Source organism: Lentzea sp. NPDC060358 (assembly GCF_042725365.1).
In the GTDB taxonomy this organism is placed as follows: Bacteria; Actinomycetota; Actinomycetes; order Mycobacteriales; family Pseudonocardiaceae; genus Lentzea.
Genome location: NZ_JBHXCW010000029.1, coordinates 31,714 through 52,201 on the forward strand (window position 1 = coordinate 31,714; position 20,488 = coordinate 52,201).

Here is a 20,488-nt window from a genome sequence, read left to right on the forward strand (position 1 = left end):
CGCGGCATCTTCCGGTCCACTGTGGACGGATCAAACCGCCTGATCCGGAGGTTCGGTCGGGCACGCACGTGCCCGGGTACCCGCCTCGGGGCGCACTCGGGTGCGTGACGTTCGCCAACCGGCGCTCCCGGTGAGGTCGTTTGGGTCGGCCCCGGCTCCCTCGCAGGTCAGCGCGTCGCGATGAGGCCACGGAGGGTCTCCGGGAGGCGGAACGGCGTGCCGTCCGGCGCGGAAACGGATCCCGTGACGGACGTCCTGCGAAAAATTGTCGGTCCAGGCGGATACCCTGCTCGCAGTCCGCACACGATCCAGGGAGCAGTACCCGTGACCGCAGAGACCCTGTACGGGGCCGACGACCTTACGCACCTCGAAGGTCTGGAGGCCGTCCGCAAGCGGCCCGGCATGTACATCGGGTCGACCGACAGCCGGGGCATCAACCACCTCTTCAGCGAGATCGTCGACAACTCGACCGACGAGGGCGTGGCGGGCCACGCCACCAAGATCGTCGTCACCCTGCACGCCGACGGCAGCGTCCAGGTCGACGACGACGGCCGCGGCATCCCGACCGACGTGCACGCGAAGTCCGGTCTGTCCGGTGTGGAACTGGTCCTCACGAAGCTGCACGCCGGCGGCAAGTTCGGCGGCTCCGGCTACAAGACCTCCGGCGGCCTGCACGGCGTCGGCGCCAGCGCCGTCAACGCCCTCTCCCACCGCTTCGACGTCAGCGTCCGCCGCGGCGGCAAGGTCCACGAGATGTCGTTCGCCCACGGCGTTCCCGGCGTCTTCGACGGCCCCGGCCCCAAGGCCAAGTTCACGCGCCAGAACGGCCTGCAGGTCGTCGGCAAGATGAAGCGGAACTCCCCGACCGGCACCTCGATCCGCTACTGGTACGACGCGCGCTACTTCGAGAACGGCGCCGCCCTCGACGTCGACACCGTCCGCATGAAGCTGCGCAACACGGCCTTCCTCGTGCCCGGCGTCACCTACGTCCTGCGCTCGGCCCTCGAGGACGCGATCTCCGAAGAGGTCTTCCACTACCCCCACGGCCTGACCGACATGGTCGAGTTCCTGGCCCCCAGCGGCGACCGCGCCGTCTCCGGCACCCTCGTGATCACCGGCACCGGCACCTACTTCGAGAACGCCGCCGACGAGAACGGCGTGATGCGGTCCAAAGTGGAGCGTCAGGCCGAGGTCGAGGTCGCCCTGCGCTGGGGCACCGGCTACGAGCGCACCGTCGAGTGCTTCACCAACACCATCCGCAACATGCACGGCGGCACCCACCGCCGCGGCTTCGACCGCGCCGTGCTGAAGTCGGTGCAGGACGCCATCTCCAAGACCCGCGGGCTGCTCAAGCCCAAGGAGGAGATGCCGACCCTCGACGACGTCCTCGAGGGCATGACCGCCGTCATCCACGTCCGCATCCCCGAGCCGCAGTTCACCTCGCAGACCAAGGACGAGCTGTCCACCGCCGGCATCACCAAGGTGCTGCAGGGCATCGTCGACCAGCAGGTCCGGGCCTGGACCGAGGACCGCAAGACCAAGGTCGAGGCGAAGACCGTCCTGCAGAAGGTCGTCGACGCCTCCCGAGTCCGCCTGACCCAGAAGCAGCAGAAGGACGCGGCGCGCCGCAAGACGGCGCTCGAGGGCGCGGCGATGCCGGCGAAGCTCGTGGACTGCCGCACGACGGGTGTGTCGCGGAGCGAGCTCTTCCTCGTGGAAGGCGACAGCGCCCTAGGGTGCTTTGTCGGAGAGACGCGAGTCGCAGTGGCGTCCGGGAAGTCGCTGACCTTCGCCGAACTGGTCGAAGACTGGAATCGTGGCGTCACGCACTTCGGGTACGCCACCAACAAGGCGGGCCGTGTCGTGGTCGTCCCCTTGGTCGAGCCGCGGCTCACCAAGAAGGACGCCCCGCTGGTCCGCGTCACGCTGGACGACGGCGAGTCGGTGCGGTGCACGCCCGACCACCTGTTCCGCCTGCGTGACGGCGGCTACCGCCGTGCCGACGCACTGGAGCCCGGCGACTCGTTGATGCCGCTGTACCGCTCGGTGTCCTCCAAGGCCGAGGGTCACAACCTCGACGGGTACGAGCGGGTCTGGATGAACGACCGGCAGGAGTGGGTGTACACCCACTACCTGGCCGACGCCTACAACCTCCGCCACGGCCTCGATCATGCGGCCGACGGCAACGTCCGGCACCACGTCGACGTGAACAAGCGGAACAACGACCCGCGCAACCTCAAGCGGATGACGGGGGAAGCCCATGCCGCCCTGCACGCCGCGATGATGGGCGAGCATGTGCACGAGGGCTACCGCGCCTGGCTCGCCGCGGGCGGCACCGAGTTCAAGTCGGCGATGCTGTCCGAACAGTGGAAGAACCCGGAGTTCCGCGCTTCCTGCCTCGCGCGTCTCGCCGAACGCAACCAGGACCCGAAGTTTCGCGCCCGCATCGAGCAGGGTTTCCAGGACTGGTACACGGCGCTTGGTGCGGACGAGAAGACCGCCTACGCCGAGCGACTGCGCGCGCTCCAGGCCGAGTGCTGGGCGCACCCGGAGCACCGCGCCGCGGCCGCCGAGCGAGTCCGCGCGTTCTTCGCCCAACCAGGCAGGCGTGAGGAGTGGCGTGAGCGCTCCTTGGCGCAGTGGCAGGACGAGGACCTGCTCGCGTGGCGTTCACGCGCCTCGACCGAGCAGTTCTCCGACCCTGCTGAGCGCCAGCGCCAGCGCGACGCGGTCATCGCCTGGCACGAGAACAACCCGGAGTTCGGCCGTGAGCACTCGGAGCGGATGAAGCAGCGCATGGCGGACGCCTCGACCGGCCACCCGGACAAGATCCAGGAGGGTCGGCGCAGGTACGTCGAGTCGACGCCGCGGGCCGAACGGGTCGCTCGTCAGAGCGAGGGCCGTCGACTTGCCGCGCTGAAGCGGATGGCGCCGATGCTGGACACGCCGTCGAACCTCGAGCTGGCGTTGTCCTACGAGCTCGACCGTCGCGTGAACGCGAAGACCGGCCTGAAGTTCTTGAACCTCCTGGCGCACTATGACGACGACTTCGCCCGCATGCGGGAGGCCGCGTCGTTGGTAAACCACTCCGTGGCCTCCGTCGAGGTGCTGTCGGAGCGCGAGGACGTCTACGACCTGACCGTGGACGGCTACCACAACTTCGCCCTCGAAGCCGGGGTGTTCGTCCACAACAGCGCCCGCATGGCGCGCGTCTCCGAGTACCAGGCGCTGCTCCCGTTGCGCGGCAAGATCCTCAACGTGCAGAAGGCCTCCCTCGCCGACACGCTGCGCAACGCCGAGATCGCCTCGATCGTCCAGGTCCTCGGCGCCGGCACCGGCCGCACGTTCGACCTCACGCAGATGCGCTACGGCCGGGTGATCCTGATGGCCGACGCCGACGTCGACGGAAGCCACATCCGGACGCTGCTCATCACCCTGTTCGCCAAGTACATGCGCCCGGTCATCGACGACGGCCGGCTCTACGCCGCGATGCCGCCGTTGCACAAGGTGATGACGCGCGGCCGCAACGCCGAAACGCACTTCACCTTCACCCAGCGCCAGATGGAGCAGAAGGTGGCCCAGCTGGAACGGGCGGGCAAGACGGTCGTCACGCCGGTGCCGCGGTTCAAGGGCCTGGGCGAGATGGACGCGGACGAGTTGTGGGACACCACGATGAACCCGTCCACCCGCTCCGTCCGGCGCATCACGATGGACGACGCCGAGGCCGCCGAGAACGCTCTCGAGCTGCTGATGGGCGAGAAGGTCGAGCCACGCCGCAACTGGCTCGTCGAGTCCGCCGCACGGGTCGACCAGTCGGCCATCGACCTCTAAGCCCTAGAGACAGACCGGAGTTACGAAGTCATGGCACGCCGCAAGGGACCCACGACCAAGGTCGACCCCGCCGCCTTCGACCGCGCCGGCGCGACGGTGCTCGACAACTCGCTGAAGACGGAGATCGAGGACTCGTACCTGGAGTACGCGTACTCGGTCATCCACTCGCGGGCGCTGCCCGACGCGCGCGACGGCCTCAAGCCGGTGCACCGCCGCATCCTGTTCTCGATGCACGACAACGGTCAGCGGCCGACTTCGCCGTACGTGAAGTCGTCCCGCGTGGTCGGCGACACGATGGGTCGCTACCACCCGCACGGCGACACGGCGATCTACGACGCGTTGGTGCGCCTCGCGCAGGACTTCTCGCTCAACGAGCCGTTGATCGACGGGCACGGAAATTTTGGTAGCCCGGACGATGGACCGGCCGCGAGCCGTTACACGGAAGCGCGCATGTCGCACGCCGCCATGCACCTCGTCGGCGAGCTCAACGAGGAGACCGTCGACTTCCGGCCCAACTACGACGGCTCGCTCGAAGAGCCGGCCGTGCTGCCCGCGGCGTTCCCGAACCTGCTGGTCAACGGCACGTCCGGGATCGCGGTCGGCATGGCCACGAACATGATCCCGCACAACCTGCGCGAGGTGGTCGGCGCGGCGCGGTGGCTCATCACGCACCCCACGGCAGACCTCGACAAGCTCATGGAGTTCGTGCCGGGGCCCGACCTGCCGACCGGCGGCATCCTGCTGGGGCTCGACGAGGTCCGCAAGGCCTACGAGACCGGGCGCGGGGTCGTGCGGATGCGCGCCAAGGTCGAGATCGGGCCGCTGGAGGGTTCCCGCGGCCGGCAGGCCATCACCGTCACCGAGCTGCCCTACGGCGTGGGCGCGGAGCGGATCGTCGAGAAGATCACCGACGAGGTCAACAAGTCGAAGCGGCTCACGGGCATCGCGGACGTCAAGGACCTCACCGACCGCGAGAACGGCATCCGGCTGGTCATCGAGTGCAAGGTCGGCGTGAACCCGCAGGCGTTGCTGGCCGACCTGTACCGGCTCACGCCGATGGAGCAGTCGTTCGGCATCAACAACCTGGTGCTGGTCGAGGGGCAGCCGCAGACGCTCGGCCTCAAGCAGCTGCTGGAGGTCTTCCTGCAGCACCGGTACGAGGTGGTCACGCGGCGCACGAAGTTCCGCCGGCGCAAGCGCGAGGAGCGGTTGCACCTGGTCGAGGGTCTGCTGAAGGCCCTGCTGGACATCGACAAGGTCATCAAGCTGATCCGGGGCAGCGAGAACGCGGCGGCCGCCAAGGACGGCCTGATGAAGCAGTTCAAGCTGTCGGAAATCCAGTCGTCCTACATCCTCGACACGCCGCTGCGCCGCCTCACCAGGTACGACAAGCTCGAGCTCGAGGGCGAGCAGGACAAGCTCACGAAGGAGATCGCCGAGCTGTCCGCGATCCTCGACGACGAGAGCGTGCTCAAGAAGCTGGTCTCCTCGGAGCTGGCCGCGGTGGCGAAGGAGCTCGGCGGCGAGCGGCGGACGAGCCTGATCGACGGTGACCTCAAGGAGGTGCTGGCGGCGTCGAAGCCCGCCGGGCCGCTGGAGGTCGCGGACGACCCGTGCCAGGTCATCCTGAGCGCCACCGGGCTCGTCGCGCGCACCGCGGCGGAGTCGGAGGAGGCGTCGGAGGGCAAGCGGCGGGCCGGGCGGGTGAAGCACGACGCGGTGGCCGCGGTGGTGCACTCGACGGCGCGCGGCCAGGTCGTGCTGATCACGAACCGCGGGCGGGCGTTCAAGACGGACGTGCTGCCGCTGCCGGTGCTGCCGGAGCAGACCGGCACGGTGTCGTTGCGCGGGGGCATGGCGGCGAGCGAGCTGGTGCCGCTGGAGAAGGGCGAGGCGGTCGTCGGCATCGCGCCGCTCGACCCGAAGGACTCGCCCGGCATCGCGCTCGGCACGAAGCTCGGCACGGTGAAGGTGTGCGTGCCGGAGTGGCCGGTGCGGTCGGACGAGTTCGAGGTCATCTCGCTCAAGGACGGCGACGAGGTCGTCGGCTGCACGTGGCTCACCGACGGCAGCGAGACGCTGGCGTTCGTCAGCTCCGACTCGTCGCTGCTGCGCTACGACGCGAAGCTGGTGCGGCCGCAGGGTCTCAAGGGCGGCGGCATGGCGGGCATCAACCTGAGCGGTGACGCGCACGTGGTGTTCTTCGGCGCGATCCGCACGGACGACGCCGAGCACGGCGAGCCGATGGTCGTGACGTCGTCCGGGCAGAGCGTGAAGGTCACCCCGTTCAGCGAGTACCCGGCGAAGGGCCGCGCGACGGGCGGCGTGCGGTCGCAGCGGTTCCTGAAGGGCGAGACGCACCTGGTCGTGGCGTGGATCGGCCGCAGGCCGGCCGGCGCGGACGACAAGGGTGCGCCGGTGGAGCTGCCGGAGGTCGACCCGCGGCGCGACGGCTCCGGTCACGCGCATCCGGGTCCTGCCGTGGTCGGGCACCTGGTCGAGAGGGACTAGTGGGCGACCGCGCGGACGTGCCGGCCGGGGTGCTCGCCGAGCTGCGCGCGATCTGCGCGGGCCTGCCGGAGAGCCGGGAGGAGGCGGCGTGGGTGGGGACGCGGTGGCGCGTCCGCACCCGCACGTTCGTCCACGTGTTCACGGCGCACCCCGGTGAGGACGGCGCGTACAGCCGGGCGGCGGAGCTGACGGAGCCGACCGTGGTGATGACCTTCCGGGCCCGGCGGGAGGAGTTCGACGCCCTGGTCAGCGCCGGGGAGCCGTTCTTCCGCGCGGCGTGGGGGCACGACGTCGTGGGGATGAAGGTGCTGCCCGGTGTGGACTGGGCGGAGGTGGGCGAGCTGCTGGCGGAGAGCTACCGCAAGCTCGCCCCGCAGAAGCTGGCCCGGCTCGTCGACTGACCGGGGTGCACGGGCTGGAAGTGGTGTGCTGCCGAGGTGGTCGTGACGGGCGGGTGGTGCGTACCGAACGCGGTGCGTTGCCGCGCGTCCGTTCCGAGACCAGGTGTGCGCTGCCCCCTCGGTCCGAAGATCGGGCGCGCACCGAACCCCGGTGCGGCGGCCCTGAAGCCGGGCGTGTGCCGCGTCCGGGCGTATCCCAGGCGGCGTGGCCACCTCTTCTCCTGACGTGGGAACGGATTCCGCCGCACAACCGCAGTTCCGGGTGCTGGGGCCGTTCGAGGTGCGCGTGCAGGACGAGGTGCTCGACCTGGGGGGCCCGCGCATCCGGACGCTGCTCGCGGTCCTGACGGCCAACGCGGGCAGGGTGACGAGCGTCGGCACGATGGTGGAGGCGTTGTGGGGGCCGCAGTCGCCGCCGGACGCGCACCGCACCGTGCGCAGCTACGTCTCACGGCTGCGGCGCGCGCTCGCCGTCGACCGGCTGATCGTCACGCATCCGGCGGGCTACGTCCTGCGGCTCGACCCGCACGTCGTCGACGCCCGCCGGTTCGAACGGCTCGTCGAGGCGGGGCGGGACGCGCTGTCGGCGGGCCGGGCCGCGAACGCCGCCGAACAGCTCTCGGTCGCGCTGACCCTCTGGCGCGGCGAGGCGTACGGCGAGTTCGCCGCTACTCCGGTGCTGCGGGCGGAGGCCGCGCGGCTGGAGGGGCTGCGGCTCGGCGCCGTCGAGGACCGCGTCGACGCCGAGCTCGCGACCGGGGCGGGGGTGACACTGGTGGAGGAGCTCTCCGCGCTGACCGACCGGCACCCCGGCCGGGAACGGCTGTGGGGGCAGCTGATGACCGCGCTGTACCGGGCGGGCCGGCAGGCCGAGGCGCTTGACGCGTTCCTGCGCGCCCGCGCGGTGCTCGTCGAGCAGTTCGGGCTGGACCCGTCACCGCGGCTGGCCGCGCTGCACCAGCAGGTGCTCGACAACGACGCCCGGCTGTTCGGCGTGCCCGCCGCCGCGCCGGGTGATCCGGCCCGCGACGACCTCCCCGGCGACGTCCCGGACTTCGCGGGCCGCGGCGACGAGCTGGTGCTGCTGGCGGCCGCGCGGGAGACGGGCCGGCACGCCGTGGTCATCGAGGCGATCGACGGCATGGCCGGGGTCGGCAAGACGACGCTGGCGGTCCACGCGGCGCACCGGTTCGCGCCGGACTACCCCGACCGGTTGTTCATCGACCTGCACGGCCACGCGTCGAGTCAGCGGCCGCTCTCGCCGATGGCGGCGCTGGACGCGCTGCTGCGGGCGCTCGGGGTGCCGGGGGACCGGATCCCGCAGGACCCGGACGCGCGGGCAGCGCTGTGGCGGGCCGAACTGGCCACGCGGTCGGTGCTGGTGGTGCTGGACAACGCCGCCGACGCGGCCCAGGTGCGCCCGCTGCTGCCCGGCACCTCGCGCAGCCTGACGCTGATCACGAGCCGCCGTCGCCTGGTCGACCTCGACGCCACGCAGGTCGTGTCGCTCGACGTGCTGCCCCAGCGGGACGCGGTCGCGTTGTTCACGAGCGTCGCGGGTGGCGACGGCGACGAGTGCGCGGTGCACGAGGTCGTCGCCCTGTGCGGCCACCTGCCGCTGGCGATCCGCATCGCCGCCGCCCGGTTGCGCGCGCGTCCGTCGTGGACGGTGCGCTACCTCGCGGACCGGCTGCGCCAGGCGCACTCCCCGCTCACCGAGCTGGAGGCGGGGGACCGGAGCGTGGCGGCGGCGTTCGCGCTGTCCTACGAGCACCTCGACGCGCCGCGCCGACGGGTGTTCCGGTTGCTCGGCCTGCACCCCGGCCCGGACTTCGACGCGCACGCCGCCGCGGCGCTCGCGGCCGTCGACCTCCCCGAGGCCGAACGGCTGCTGGAACGGCTCGTCGACGACCACCTGCTGCAGGAACCCGCGCCCGGCCGGTACCGCTTCCACGACCTGGTCCGCCAGCACGCCCACGCCGTCGCGCTGACCGACGAGCCGGAAGCGTTGCGGCACACCGCACTGCGGCGGGTCGTCGACTACTACCTGCACACCGCGCACGACGCCAGCAGGCTGCTCGACCGGCAGCACCCGCCGATCGACCTCGCACCGGCCGGCTGCGTCCCGCGCCCGTTGCCCGACGGCGCCGCCGCGATGGCGTGGTTCGACGCCAACCACGGCTGCGTCCTGGCGGCACGGGTCGCGGCCGAGGAGGCCGGGTGGGACACCGTGGTGTGGCAGCTCGCCTGGTCGCTCGACAACTTCCACTACCGGCGCGGGCACCTGCACGACAACATCACCTCCTGGCGGGTCGGCCTGGCCGCCGCCGAACGGCTGGGCGACCTCGCCGTGCAGGCCCGCGCGCACCGGCGGCTCGGCCTCGTCTACGCGCCGCTGGGCCGCGACGAGGAGGCGTTGCGCCACCTGGAACGGTCGCTCGAACTGGCCGGGCAGGTCGGCGACACGGTCGGCGTGGCGGGCGCGCACATCGTGCTCGCGCTCGCGCTGGCGTGGCGCAAGGACGACCACGGCGCGCTGGCCCACCTCACCGAGGCGATGGCCCTGTACCGGCGCACCGGCACCACGAGGTGGGAGATCCGCGCCCTGAGCATGATGGGCGCCTCCCACACCCGGCTCGGCCGGCACGCCCGCGCTCGCCACTTCTGCGAGTCCGCGCTCGAACTGTGCGTGCTGCACAACGACGTCTACGGCCAGGCGGACAGCCTCGACAGCCTCGGCGCCATCGCGGGCAACACCGGCGACCACGACCAGGCGCGGCGGCACTACGCCCGCGCGTTGCGGCTGTGGCGCGACCTCGACAACACCTACCGGCAGGCGGGCACCCTGGCCGTGCTCGGCGACACGCACCGCGACCTCGGGGAGGCGGAGGCGGCCCGGCGGTGCTGGCAGGAGGCCATCGACCTCTACCGGGGCCAGAACCTCCACCAGGCCGCCGACCGCATCGCGGGCCGCTCGGGCTGAACGCTCACCCGAACTCGACGACGGCCCGGTACCGCGCGCTGCCCTCGCGGACGCGGCCGAGCGCCTTCTCGAAGTCCGCGACGCCGAACGTCTCGACCTCGGCCCTGATGTCGTGCCGTGCCGCGAAGTCCAGCATCTGCCGGGTGTGCGCGGCGGAGCCCACGATGCCGCCCATCACCTGCTTGGCCGAGGGCAGCAGGCTCATCGGCGAGAGGGTGATCGGCCGGTCCGGGACGCCGACGACGCAGAGCTTGCCCTGCGGCCGCAGCAGGCCGACGTAGTCGTCCCACGGCAGGTTCGCCGACACCGTGGACAGCACGAAGTCGAACGTGCCGGCGGCGGCCCCGATCGCGCCCTCCTCGCCCGAGGCGAGGAAACCGGTGGCGCCGAAGCGTTCGGCGTCGGCGCGCTTGTCGTCCGTGCGCGAGATCGCCGTGACCTCGCAGCCCCACTTCGCCAGGAACTGCACGGCGAGGTGGCCCAGGCCGCCGACGCCGACGACCGCGACGCGGTGCGTGGGCAGCACGCCGTTGACCAACAGGGGCGAGAACACGGTCGTGCCCGCGCAGAGCAGCGGGGCGGCCTGCGCCGACGGGATCGCGTCGGGGATCGGGTGGACGTGCCTCCAGTCGCTCGCGCGGACGTGGCTCGCGAACGCGCCGCGGTCGCCGCGCACGACGGTGTCGTCCCTGGCGGGGCAGAGGTTCGTCTGCCCGCTCAGGCACCACTCGCAGTGGAAGCAGGAGCCCGAGATGGCGCCGACCCCCACCCGTTGCCCCACCCGCAGGACGGACTTCTCGACCGCGTCCCCGACGGCGTGCACGACGCCGACGGCCTCGTGGCCCGCCACCGCGGGGAAGCGGCCGAGGCCGAACTCGTCGTCGATCACCCCGAGGTCGGTGTGGCAGATGCCGCCGTGCGTCACCCGCACGTCGACCTCGTTCGCCCCCAACGGCCCGCTCTCGTACTCGTAGGGCTGCAGGGGACCGCCCGCCTCCAGTGCCGCATAGGCGTGGACCAGCATCCTTCGCTCCCGTCGCGCTAAAACAAACTAGTTAGTTACTTCTCCAGGTAAGCACAAGGTCACGCTCCGGGCAAACCAACGGGTTGGTTAGGATCAGGGACGTGAACGACGGCAAGGCCACCCGGCAGCGGCTGCTCGACGCGGCGACCGAGGAGTTCGCGACCCACGGGATCGCGGGCGCCAGGGTCGACCGCATCTCGGCGAGCGCCAAGGCGAACAAGGCCCAGCTCTACGCCTACTTCGGCGACAAGGAGCGGCTGTTCGACACGGTGTTCCGGCAGCAGGCCGACGAGCTCGTCACCATCGTCCCGTTCACCGCCGACGACCTGCCCGGATACGCCGTTGGCCTCTACGACGCGTGCCTGACCAGGCCGAACCTGGTGCGCCTCGCCACGTGGGCGCGGCTCGAGCGGATCCCGGCCGGTGTGCTCGTCACCTCGATGCCCGAGCAGACCGCCGAGAAGCTGGACGCGATCGCGCGGGCGCAGCTCTCCGGGGACGTCACCCCGGCGCTCGAACCGGCCGACGTGCTCGCGATGGTGTCGATGCTGGCGCTGACCTGGTCACCCGCCAGCCTGTTCGTCACGGCCACCGCGGCCGATCCGGACGCCGACCACGACCGCCGGCGGACGGCGCTCGCGGAGACCGTGCGCCGCGCTTTCTGCTAGCGGTGCAAGGCTCGGGTGAGCAGGCCTGACAGCTGGTGCAGCTCGGCCTCGGAGAGCGCCCCCAGCGGCGTCTTCGCCATGACCGCCTTGACCACCTCGTCGCGGACCTCGCGGCCCTTGGCGGTGAGGACCAGCACGCGCGACCGGCGGTCGGACGGGTCGACGACGCGTTCCACCAGGCCGCGGTCGGCCAGCTGGTTGGTCATGAACGTCAGGTTCGGGGCGTTGCAGTAGAGGCGCTCGGCCAGCGCCTTCATCGACGGCGGGTCCTCGTCGGGCGAGATCGCCCACAGGGCCTGGAACGTCGCCGTCGTCAGGCGGTGCGCGGCGAGGACCGGCTCGATCAGGTCGACGGTCCGCATCCACGTGTCGTAGACCGCGACGACGGCCGCGGCCAGGGGGGACGCCGTGAGGTCGGGTGCGGCCATGCCCCCATCTTACTTTAGTTCGAGACTTGAAGTATCGTGCCGCTCAGAATGCTTCGAGACTCGAACTAGTGGGAGTGGACCGTGAGCTACCAGGGACTGACCGCGCTCGTCACCGGCGCGTCCAAGGGGATCGGGCGGGCGCTCGCGGCGGAGCTGGCGCGCCGGGGAGCGCGCGTGGTGCTGCTGGCGCGCTCGCGGGAGAGCCTGAGCGAGGTCGCCGCCGGGATCCGCGAGGAGGGCGGGACCGCCGAGGTTGTCGTGGGCGACCTCGCCACCGCGGACGGGCCGGGGGCGGTCCTGGCCGAACTGCGCGAGCGCGGCCTGGTCGTCGACCTGCTCGTCAACAACGCCGGGGCGGGCAGCGTCGGGCCGTTCCTCACGCGTCCGCTCGGGCCGCAGCTCGGCTCGGTGGCGCTCAACATCGACGGCCTGCTCGCGCTGACCTACGCGATCGGCACCGACCTGGTTGCCCGCGGTTGCGGCGGGATCGTCAACGTGGCGTCGACCGCGGCCTTCCAGCCGATGCCGTACCAGGCGAGCTACGCCGCCTCGAAGGCGTTCGTGCTGTCCTTCACCGAGGCGCTGGCCGAGGAGCTGCGCGGCACGGGCGTGCACGTGATGGCCGCGCACCCCGGGCCGGTCGCGACGGGGTTCTTCGACGGCACGTCGGCCACCGTCCACCCGGTCGCCGACACGCCGGAGGTCGTGGCGGGGCGAGTTCTCGACGACTTCGCGCGCCGGCGTGCGGTGTCCTACCCGGGTCGCGCGGCGAGCCGGGTGCTCAACCGCGCCGCCACGTGGTTCCCGCGGCTGCTGCCCCGCACGGTGGTCGCGCGGGCCGCCGGCGCGCTCAACCGCAAGCTCGGCCTGCACGAGGTCGTCGACGCCGCCTGACTCAGCCGAGCACCACGGCGTCGACCACGCCGGGGAAGCGGCTGTCCAGGTCCTCGCGCCGCAGCCGCAGGTACAGGTACCGGCCCTCCCGCCGCTGGTCGACGACCCCGGCCTCGCGCAGCACCTTCCAGTGGTGGCTCGCGGTGCTCTTGGTGACCTCGGGGAGGATCTCCTGGCAGGTCATCTCGGCCGTCGCGGCCAGCGCGCGGACCACCCGCAGCCGCAGCGGGTGGTCCAGCGCCGCGAGCACCGCCTCGATGGTGATGTCGCCCCTGGCCGGACCCTCGTCGCTCTCCACGAGCCCGATTGTACGACTTGCTTCGAACTGTTACGGTTCGAATTGAATCGAACAGTGAGGAGAGCACGATGACGGCCGAACAGGTCAAGCAGGACGTGGCGGCGACCTTCATGAAGGCGCTGGGCAGCAAGGACTGGTCGCTGCTGCGCGACCTGCTGACCGAGGACGTGACCTGGACGCTGCCGGGTGACAACCGGATCTCCGGCACGGTCGCCGGGCCGGACGGCGTGGCGGAGCGGGTCGAGCTGATCTCGTCGTTCGGGGTGCACTTCGCGCTGCTGCACGTGCTGGTCAGCCGTGACAACGTGGCGCTGAACCTGCACAACACCGCCACCAGGGACGACGCGGTGCTCGACGAGCACCTGGCGACCGTGTTCACCCTGCGGGACGGCAAGGTGGCGAGGATCGAGACGTTCCTGTCCGACGTGGACGGGATGAACCGGTTCTTCGCCTGAGCCCGCCTACTCGACGTGCAGGCTCCGCACCTTCGCCTCCGCGACGATGCGGTCGGCCTCGTCGCGGGCCACGTCGCGCAGCTCGGCCAGCGCCCGCATCGCCTCGGCGCGGCGGGCCGACATCGCGAGGCGGAAGTCCTCGCGGACGTCCTCGCGCTTCGCGGCGGCCTCCTCGTCGAGCTGCCGGGCGCGCTGCTCGGCCTCGCCGACGATCATCAGCGCCTTGAGCTGGGCGTCCCTGATGACGTCGCGGCGCTCCTCCTCCGCGAGGGCGACCATGCGGGCCAGGCGTTCGGGCAGGCCCTTCGGGTCGATCGGGGTGAGGCAGATGCGGTGCAGGCCGTCCTGCAGGGCCGCGTTCTCCTCCTGGACGGCCACGACCCTGGCCGCCAGGGCGTCCGCGCGGGCCTCCGACGCGTCGCGGTCGGCGGTGACCAGGCGGAGCTCGGCCTCCAGTTCGGCGACGTAGTCGTCCACCTCGTCGCGGTCGTAGCCGCGCCACCGCAGCCCGAACCACGTGCGCAGCGGTACGAGCTCAGTCCTGCCGTCGACGCTCACGCCAGCCTCCTCCGCCTCCCGCGAGTCAGTCCTGACAAGGGGTACGTACGCCGGGCGACATCGGTTCTAACGGGTTCACCAGGCATGATGGCGGCGTGAACACCAAACTGTGCCCCTGCGGGACCGGGCAGTCCTACGTGGACTGCTGCGGCGCGCTGCACTCGGGGGTCCGCACCGCGGCCACCGCCGAGCAGCTGATGCGGTCGCGCTACAGCGCTTTCGCCGTGTCCGACGAGGACTACCTGCTGCGCACGTGGGCCGCGCGGCACCGGCCGTCGACCGCCGGGATCGACTCGACGGACCGGTGGCTGAAGCTCGAGATCGTCGCGACCGAGAACGGCGGGCTGCTGCAGAGCGAGGGCGTCGTCGAGTTCCGCGCCCACTACGTCGGCGGCATCGTCCACGAGCGCAGCAGGTTCGTCCGGGAGGACGGCCAGTGGGTGTACGCGGAGGCCCTGTCGTGAGCACCGTGCGGATCGCGTCCCGGTTCAACGGCCCGCCCGGGTCGGGCAACGGCGGCTACTCGGCGGGGCTGCTCGCCGCGCACGTCGACGCACCTGCGGTGAGCGTCCGGCTGCGCAAGCCCGTGCCGCTCGACCGCGACCTGGAGGTCCGCGGCGGCGAGCTGTACGACGGCGAGACCCTGATCGCGTCGGCCGAGGCCGCCGCGCTCGACCTGGAGGTGCCGCCCGCGCCCGCGCTCGACGAGGCGCGCCGGGCCTCCGCTCAGGTGCCGTGGCGGGAGAGGCACCCGTTCCCCACGTGCTTCGGGTGCGGTCCCGGCCGCGACGACGGCATCGGTGCGCTGCTCGGCCCGCTGGACGGGCGGCCGGAGTGGGCGGGGGTGTGGCGGCCGTCGGACGTGCTGCCGAACGACGGCACCGGCGTCCTGCCCGAGGTCGTCTGGGCCGGTCTCGACTGCCCGTCGGCGCAGCCCGTCGCCCCGGACGGGGGTCCCGCGTTCGTCCTGGGCACTTTTGTCGCGCAAGTGGAGCAACCGGTGCTGCTGGGCGTGGACCACGTGCTCCTCGCGTGGGAGCTTGGCCGGGAGGGGCGCAAGGCCTACTCGGCGTCGGCGATCATCGGGCCTCACGGGGTGTGTGGCCGAGCGCGCGCCGTGTGGGTATCGATCGGATGAGGTCAAATCACCTGACTGGGTGACAGGAGCGCGGAGCGTCTTGATAGCGTGCACCTCCGTTGCCCGGTTAAGCCGAAAGGGCGAGTGAACGGGATGGCACGGAGGTGATCAGGCGCTTGATGGGCCGACGTGCCGCCGCCCATGGCGACCAGCAAACACAGACACCCAGTTCGAGTGAACTCACGAACTCGGATCTGTACCCCGTCGAGCAGCCTCCGGCAGCGGTGACAGCACCACCGCCGCCGCCGCCGGAACCGGTGGCGCCGCGCAGGGAGCCGTTCGCGGCGAACTTCGTCGGGGCGACGCTCGTGGTCTCCGCTTCGGAGGGACCGACCCAGGCCGCGACCGGTCTGGCCCGCACGCTCCCGGTCGACCGCGGCCGGACCGTGGTGGTGGTCGACTTCCCGAGCGGCGACCAGAGCACCTTCTGGCCCCACGTCGTGACCGCGCTGAACGGGCGCGGGCCCATCCGGCTCGCGGTCTCGCACGCGGGCTCGATGCGGCCGACCGCTCCGGCGCAGTGGCTCTCCGAGCAGTTGCAGGCCGAGGTCGTGGCGCCGGACGGCGTGCTGACCACGGTGCCCGGCGCCGCGTTCGTCGTGGGCGCCCAGGGCTACGGCAGCTGGGTGAAGTTCCAGCCGAACGCGTCGCCGATGCCGTTCGGCCGCCGCTTCCCGGTGCCGCAGTGGGAGGCGATGGACCCGAACTCCCCGTGGCCGACGGGCGAGATCGGCATCTCCGAACCGGTGCCGGCGGGCCTGTGGCTGCGCGCGCAGCAGCCGCCGTTCGACCCGGCCGCCCAGGACTCGCGGCCGATCGTGGCGCTGCCGTGCCGGGAGAACGTGCTGACGGTCGTCGTCGGCGGTCCCGGCCAGTCCGAGATCCCGACCGACGAGGTGTGCCGCCTGCTCACGGCGCTGCCCCAGGCGGCCCGCTCGCGCGTGCGGCTCGTCCCGTACGGCGTCGACGCCTCGCTGGGCCGTCTCGTCGCCGACCAGCTCGGCGAGCCGATCGCGATGTTCACCGGCCTGCCGTCGGGCAACCTGCGCACCGGCGGTCCCGCGGTGATCGCGGTCGACCCGCGCGGGCAGCAGACGTGGCGGCCGTTCGTCACCGAGGTGACGTTCCTGCCGAACGAGACCTTCCCGACCGTGTCGGGTTATCGCGCGCCGGTGCCGGGCCTCGCCGAGGTCTCACCCGGTGTGTTCTCCCTCGGCGACGGTGTCGTGCTGGAGGTCGTGCCCTCGGGACTGTGGGTGCGCGAGCACGACGAGCCGTACAACGCGGCCGAGGTGCGCTCTCAGCCCGTTGATCCGGAGTGGGCGCGTCTGACCGTGGGCACGCCTGGGCGCACGACGCCCGGTGCGGTCGCGGTGCACGGCGCTGCTCTCGTGGAACGCCTCGAGCCCGAGGTGCGCAAGCTGCTGCGACTGGTGTTCTGCGACTCCAAGGTGTCCGCACCGCCGCCTCCCGCTCCCACTCCTCCGCCCGCTCCCGCCGCCCCGGTGCCGCCGAGCGGCTCCGGCCAGCTCGCGTCGGCGTTGAGCGTGGCCAAGCAGGCGCTGTCGGCACGGGAGTCGGACAACGGCACCGGCCTGTTCGCCGCCGTCACGCCCGCCGAACCCGAGGCGGACCGGCCCGCCTACGCGTCGATGGAGGCCGGGCCCGCGCTCGCGACCGTGCCCTCGCACGCGCTGGACGACCCGGACGAGGCGGCGTTCCCGTCCGACGACCCCGACTCGGCGCCGATCCGGTTCCGCGTCGACGGCCCGCTGCCGATCCAGCCGCTGGCCCTGTGGGAGCTCCCGGACGACGGCAGTGGTGAGCGCGAGACCGTTCTGCCCGACCACAGCAGCTCGGACACGGAACGCGACACGGTCCGACGAGCGCTGGGTGAGCGTTATGGCGCCCACGCGGCGACGGTCTGCCGTCTGCTGGCGCAACGCCCTGACGCCGAGGAAGACCCTGCGGCGTTCGAGGCCATGGTCACCGACCTGACGGCACTGCTCGCGTGCGTGTCGCAGGACGAGGAGATGGTCGTCGACCAGCTGCGCATGGGACGCCTCGGCCGGTTGCGTCCGTACGTGGCGTGCATCGTCTCCGGCATGAACCGCCTGCCCGTGCACAGCGGCGTCGCGACGGTGTGGGGCCTCACCGGCTCGACCGGCCCGCGCCGCTACCGCAGCGGCGACGTCCTGGTGGAGCACGGCCTGCTCGACGCCATCGCGAACCCGGTGGGCCGCATCGAGGGTGCCACCGAGTTCCTGCTGTGGTCGGTCACCGGCCGCCGCGTCGAGGTGTCGGACCGCGTGGCCGTGACGACCGAGGAACGGGTGCTCTTCCCGCCCGGCACGCCGTTCCGGGTGCTGGCCGTCGCCGAGGCCGAGGGCGACCACCCGCAGCAGGTGCTGCTGCAGGAGATGGCGGGCGCGCTGGCCGACCAGGAGGTCGCCGCGCTGCGGCCCAGCGTGCTCTCGCAGCTCGAACGAGCCGCGGCGAACCTGCGTGTGCTGCCGGTCTCGCACCAGGTGACCGTGGAGGCGTGAGCCGAAGGGCGCCGTCCACTGTGGACGGCGCCTAGCTCTCGGTCGTGAGTCCCAGCGTGCCGTCCAGCCGCGGCACGCACGCCCCGTCCTTCTTGTCCGAGGCCAGGAACTCCGACAGGCACCGGCCGATCTGCTCGTGCCCGCGGGCGTTGGGGTGGAACGACTCCTGCAGCGCGTGCGAGGAGCGGGCCTGGTCGCGCAGGCCGTCCCAGTCGACGGACAGCCGCGTGAACCACTCCGACGAGAGGTCGGAGCCGCCCGCGCACGCCTCGTGGCCCTCACCGGCGCGGGACAGGTCGAGGAACCGCGCGTTCACCCTGCCCGCGGCGGTGCGCAGGCCGTTCGACAGCTCCGGCACGGCGTCCTCGACGACCCACTCGAGGTCCGTGGTGCGCAGCGGGCAGCCGGAGAGGTTCTGCAGCGAGCGCGGCATCTTCGGCGAGACCGGCGCCGCGTAGGACTGCACGACGAGCTGGTAGGACGAGTCGAGGTAGGCGGAGTCGCGCATCGTCTGGCGGACGGCCTGCAGCGTGTTCTCGACCTTCGGGATCATCCGCCGCACGCGCTTCGACCACTCCGGCGCCACGGCGGAGGTGCAGTCGCTGCGCCGGCCCCAGGCCTCGAAGCACTTGTTCAGGATCTCGGAGAAGCGCGGGTCGTCGTTCGCGCCGATGGCCACGACGACCGCCACGACCCGGTGCGAGCCCGCGATCTCGCTCAGGCGGGGGAGCTGCTCGGTGCGCAGCTTGTCGGAGTTCGCGCCCGAGCACGCCAGGTTGAACCGCTGGTCGGCCTCGACGGTCGCCTTCATGATCTCGGCGTCGAGGGAGCGGTGGCACCAGTTGCCGCCCTCCTCGCCGTCGGTGCCGGGCTCGTAGTTGCCCGCGCCCTCACCGGACATCGTGCTGTCGCCGAGCGCGACCACCGCGGTCCTGGACTCGCGGTCGGGGTCCGACGGCGGCGGGAACGGGTGGTCGCTCACGATCAGCAGGATCGCGAGCAGGCTGATCACCCCGAGGGGCAGGACTCTCCGCATCGACGATCAGTTTACGCGGGTGGCCGAATGCGAGGGGACCTCGGCGTTGCCGCCCCCGCGCCCGCTGAGGAAAGTGGAGGTGTGGGGAACAAGAGGGAGATAGTCGTGGTGGGGTACGACCGCACCGCGTTGCTGGACCTGGCGGGACCGGTGGAGGTGTTCCAGGCCGCGAACTACGGCGAGCCCCGGTACGAGGTCACGATCGCCACGCTCGGGGGTGGCCCGTTCACCGCGACGGCCGGGGTGCGGATCGAGGCAGGGGCCGACCTGCGCACGCTGGACCGTCCGATCGACACGCTGCTCGTCGTCGGCGGCTGGGGCTACGACGACGCCGCGGCGGACCCGGTGCTCACGACGAACCTGCGGCGCCTGGCGCTGAAGTCGCGCCGGGTCGCGGGAGTGTGCACGGGCGCGGTGGTGCTGGCGGGCGCGGGTCTGCTCGACGGCAAGAAGGCGACCACGCACTGGGCGTTCACCGGCGAGCTGGCCGACCGCGGGGTCGAGGTCGAGCCGGACGCGATCTTCGTGTGCGACGGGCAGGTGTCGACCTCCGCCGGTGTGACGGCGGGCATCGACCTCGCGCTCGCGATGGTCGAGCAGGACCACGGGCCGGCGCTCGCCCGCCGGATCGCGCAGTACCTGGTCGTGTTCCTGCAGCGCTCGGGCGGGCAGTCGCAGTTCAGCGTGCACACCCGCGCGAAGCCGGTGCGGGACGGCTCGCTGCGCGCGCTGCTCGACGACATCCACGCCGACCCGGCCCGCGAGTGGACGGTGCCGGTCATGGCGCGCAAGGCCATGATGAGCGTGCGGCACTTCGCTCGCGTCTTCTCGCGCAACGTGGGCGTCTCGCCCGCGCAGTACGTCGAACGGGCTCGCGTCGAGGCCGCCGCCGACCGGCTGGCGAGCACCGGCGACCCGCTGGACCTCGTCGCCCGCCAGTCGGGGTTCGGCTCCGCCGAGACCCTGCGCCGGGCCTTCCTGCGCGTGCTCGGCGTGTCGCCGGGCAGCTACCGCGCCCGTTTCCGGACCACCGGAGTCGCCTGATGGACGCCACCTTCGTGCTCTACCCGACCATGACCGCGCTCGACTTCGTCGGCCCGTACGAGGTGCTCGCCGCCGTGCCGGTGGTCACCGCGCGGTTCGTCGCCGCGACGCTCGACCCGGTGCGGTCCGACAACGGGCTGACGGTCGTGCCGACGGACACGTTCGACTCGCTGAAGTCCACCGACATCGTCGTGGTGCCGGGATCCGGGCACTGGAAGGAACTGCTGGCGGACTCGGGAGGCGTCGTCGAGTGGCTGCGGGAGGTCCACCCGACGACGAAGTGGACGACGTCGGTGTGCACCGGCTCGACGCTGCTCGCGGAGGCCGGCCTGGTGTCGAGGGCGACCACGCACTGGGCGGCGCGCGAGGACCTGGCGGTGCGCGGGGTCGAGGTCAGCACCGACCGGGTCGTGTTCGACGGCAAGGTCGTCACCGGCGCCGGGGTGTCGGCGGGCATCGACATGGCGCTGCGGCTGGTCGAGGCCGAGTTCGGCGAGGTGGTGGCGCAGGCGGTGCAGGTCGGCATCGAGTACGACCCGCAGCCGCCGCGCCCCTACGACTCGATCCCGCCGGAGATCGCGCAGGGGCTGAGGGCGGCGTTCGCCTCAGGTCAGGCCTGACTGGACGGCGAACACCACGAGCTGGGCGCGGTCGCGCGCGCCCAGCTTCACCA

17 protein-coding genes are annotated in these 20,488 nt (G+C 72.0%); 12 read left to right on the top strand and 5 right to left on the bottom strand.

Features of this window, described 5'->3' with window-relative positions; all coding sequences use genetic code 11:
- Positions 1-324: 324 nt before the first annotated feature.
- From ACFWGZ_RS09215 to ACFWGZ_RS09230, 4 genes are all read left to right on the top strand, one after another.
- Positions 325-3,831: an ATP-binding protein gene (locus tag ACFWGZ_RS09215; RefSeq protein WP_382450972.1), complete on the top strand. Its 3,507-nt coding sequence runs from the start codon at positions 325-327 to the stop codon at positions 3,829-3,831.
- A gap of 30 nt (positions 3,832-3,861) precedes the next feature.
- Positions 3,862-6,342 carry a DNA topoisomerase (ATP-hydrolyzing) subunit A gene (locus ACFWGZ_RS09220; protein ID WP_382450973.1) on the top strand — a complete coding sequence of 827 codons (2,481 nt, stop codon included), beginning with the start codon at positions 3,862-3,864 and terminating at the stop codon, positions 6,340-6,342.
- Positions 6,342-6,743, top strand: coding sequence for an MmcQ/YjbR family DNA-binding protein (locus ACFWGZ_RS09225; protein ID WP_382450974.1), 402 nt, complete (start codon positions 6,342-6,344; stop codon positions 6,741-6,743). Before ACFWGZ_RS09220 ends, ACFWGZ_RS09225 begins: the two co-directional genes overlap by 1 nt.
- Positions 6,744-6,969: 226 nt before the next feature.
- A complete protein-coding gene (locus ACFWGZ_RS09230; protein ID WP_382450975.1) occupies positions 6,970-9,726 on the top strand; it encodes a BTAD domain-containing putative transcriptional regulator in 2,757 nt (918 codons plus the stop codon).
- Positions 9,727-9,730: 4 nt separating this feature from the next.
- Here the strand turns inward: ACFWGZ_RS09230 and ACFWGZ_RS09235 are convergent, their stop codons facing one another.
- Positions 9,731-10,750 carry an NAD(P)-dependent alcohol dehydrogenase gene (locus ACFWGZ_RS09235; RefSeq protein ID WP_382450976.1) on the bottom strand — a complete coding sequence of 340 codons (1,020 nt, stop codon included), beginning with the start codon at positions 10,748-10,750 and terminating at the stop codon, positions 9,731-9,733.
- A gap of 101 nt (positions 10,751-10,851) precedes the next feature.
- On the opposite strand from ACFWGZ_RS09235, the gene ACFWGZ_RS09240 reads away from it, so the two are divergent.
- Positions 10,852-11,418, top strand: coding sequence for a TetR family transcriptional regulator (locus tag ACFWGZ_RS09240; RefSeq protein WP_382450977.1), 567 nt, complete (start codon positions 10,852-10,854; stop codon positions 11,416-11,418).
- Here ACFWGZ_RS09240 and ACFWGZ_RS09245 read toward each other — a convergent pair.
- Positions 11,415-11,846 carry a MarR family winged helix-turn-helix transcriptional regulator gene (locus tag ACFWGZ_RS09245; protein ID WP_382450978.1) on the bottom strand — a complete coding sequence of 144 codons (432 nt, stop codon included), beginning with the start codon at positions 11,844-11,846 and terminating at the stop codon, positions 11,415-11,417. The genes ACFWGZ_RS09240 and ACFWGZ_RS09245 overlap by 4 nt on opposite strands.
- Positions 11,847-11,927: 81 nt before the next feature.
- Between ACFWGZ_RS09245 and ACFWGZ_RS09250 the strand changes: the two genes are divergently transcribed.
- Positions 11,928-12,740, top strand: a complete 813-nt coding sequence (locus tag ACFWGZ_RS09250) for an SDR family NAD(P)-dependent oxidoreductase (protein ID WP_382450979.1) — start codon at positions 11,928-11,930, stop codon at positions 12,738-12,740.
- A 1-nt stretch (position 12,741) separates the two neighbouring features.
- Here ACFWGZ_RS09250 and ACFWGZ_RS09255 read toward each other — a convergent pair whose 3' ends face one another.
- Positions 12,742-13,038 (bottom strand): ArsR/SmtB family transcription factor, encoded by a 297-nt coding sequence (locus tag ACFWGZ_RS09255; RefSeq protein ID WP_382450980.1) that lies wholly within the window; start codon positions 13,036-13,038, stop codon positions 12,742-12,744.
- 68 nt (positions 13,039-13,106) lie between these two features.
- Between ACFWGZ_RS09255 and ACFWGZ_RS09260 the strand changes: the two genes are divergently transcribed.
- Complete coding sequence (locus ACFWGZ_RS09260; protein ID WP_382450981.1) at positions 13,107-13,493, top strand: nuclear transport factor 2 family protein; 387 nt, start codon at positions 13,107-13,109, stop codon at positions 13,491-13,493.
- Positions 13,494-13,499: 6 nt separating this feature from the next.
- Here ACFWGZ_RS09260 and ACFWGZ_RS09265 read toward each other — a convergent pair whose 3' ends face one another.
- Positions 13,500-14,051 carry a DivIVA domain-containing protein gene (locus tag ACFWGZ_RS09265; protein WP_382450982.1) on the bottom strand — a complete coding sequence of 184 codons (552 nt, stop codon included), beginning with the start codon at positions 14,049-14,051 and terminating at the stop codon, positions 13,500-13,502.
- A 95-nt stretch (positions 14,052-14,146) separates the two neighbouring features.
- On the opposite strand from ACFWGZ_RS09265, the gene ACFWGZ_RS09270 reads away from it, so the two are divergent.
- The 3 genes from ACFWGZ_RS09270 to ACFWGZ_RS09280 all read left to right on the top strand — a co-directional run bounded on the left by ACFWGZ_RS09270 (position 14,147) and on the right by ACFWGZ_RS09280 (position 17,735).
- Positions 14,147-14,515, top strand: coding sequence for a YchJ family protein (locus tag ACFWGZ_RS09270; protein ID WP_382450983.1), 369 nt, complete (start codon positions 14,147-14,149; stop codon positions 14,513-14,515).
- A complete protein-coding gene (locus tag ACFWGZ_RS09275; RefSeq protein ID WP_382450984.1) occupies positions 14,512-15,189 on the top strand; it encodes a hypothetical protein in 678 nt (225 codons plus the stop codon). Before ACFWGZ_RS09270 ends, ACFWGZ_RS09275 begins: the two co-directional genes overlap by 4 nt.
- Positions 15,190-15,413: 224 nt before the next feature.
- Entirely contained in the window at positions 15,414-17,735 is a 2,322-nt protein-coding gene (locus ACFWGZ_RS09280) for a hypothetical protein (RefSeq protein WP_382450985.1), read from the top strand.
- Between the two features lie 31 nt (positions 17,736-17,766).
- Here the strand turns inward: ACFWGZ_RS09280 and ACFWGZ_RS09285 are convergent, their stop codons facing one another.
- Complete coding sequence (locus ACFWGZ_RS09285; RefSeq protein ID WP_382450986.1) at positions 17,767-18,771, bottom strand: GDSL-type esterase/lipase family protein; 1,005 nt, start codon at positions 18,769-18,771, stop codon at positions 17,767-17,769.
- An 81-nt stretch (positions 18,772-18,852) separates the two neighbouring features.
- On the opposite strand from ACFWGZ_RS09285, the gene ACFWGZ_RS09290 reads away from it, so the two are divergent.
- Entirely contained in the window at positions 18,853-19,815 is a 963-nt protein-coding gene (locus tag ACFWGZ_RS09290; RefSeq protein ID WP_382450987.1) for a GlxA family transcriptional regulator, read from the top strand.
- Positions 19,815-20,435 (top strand): DJ-1/PfpI family protein, encoded by a 621-nt coding sequence (locus ACFWGZ_RS09295; protein ID WP_382450988.1) that lies wholly within the window; start codon positions 19,815-19,817, stop codon positions 20,433-20,435. The genes ACFWGZ_RS09290 and ACFWGZ_RS09295 overlap by 1 nt, the downstream gene beginning before the upstream one ends.
- The last annotated feature ends 53 nt before the right edge of the window (positions 20,436-20,488 follow it).

What these genes read in the sequence shown, in the direction of transcription:
- ACFWGZ_RS09285 (WP_382450986.1), bottom strand. Translation starts at nt 18,771, where the DNA reads ATGCGGAGAGTCCTGCCCCTCGGGGTGATCAGCCTGCTCGCGATCCTG.
- ACFWGZ_RS09220 (WP_382450973.1), top strand. Translation starts at nt 3,862, where the DNA reads ATGGCACGCCGCAAGGGACCCACGACCAAGGTCGACCCCGCCGCCTTC.
- ACFWGZ_RS09245 (WP_382450978.1), bottom strand. Translation starts at nt 11,846, where the DNA reads ATGGCCGCACCCGACCTCACGGCGTCCCCCCTGGCCGCGGCCGTCGTC.
- ACFWGZ_RS09235 (WP_382450976.1), bottom strand. Translation starts at nt 10,750, where the DNA reads ATGCTGGTCCACGCCTATGCGGCACTGGAGGCGGGCGGTCCCCTGCAG.
- ACFWGZ_RS09260 (WP_382450981.1), top strand. Translation starts at nt 13,107, where the DNA reads ATGACGGCCGAACAGGTCAAGCAGGACGTGGCGGCGACCTTCATGAAG.
- ACFWGZ_RS09295 (WP_382450988.1), top strand. Translation starts at nt 19,815, where the DNA reads ATGGACGCCACCTTCGTGCTCTACCCGACCATGACCGCGCTCGACTTC.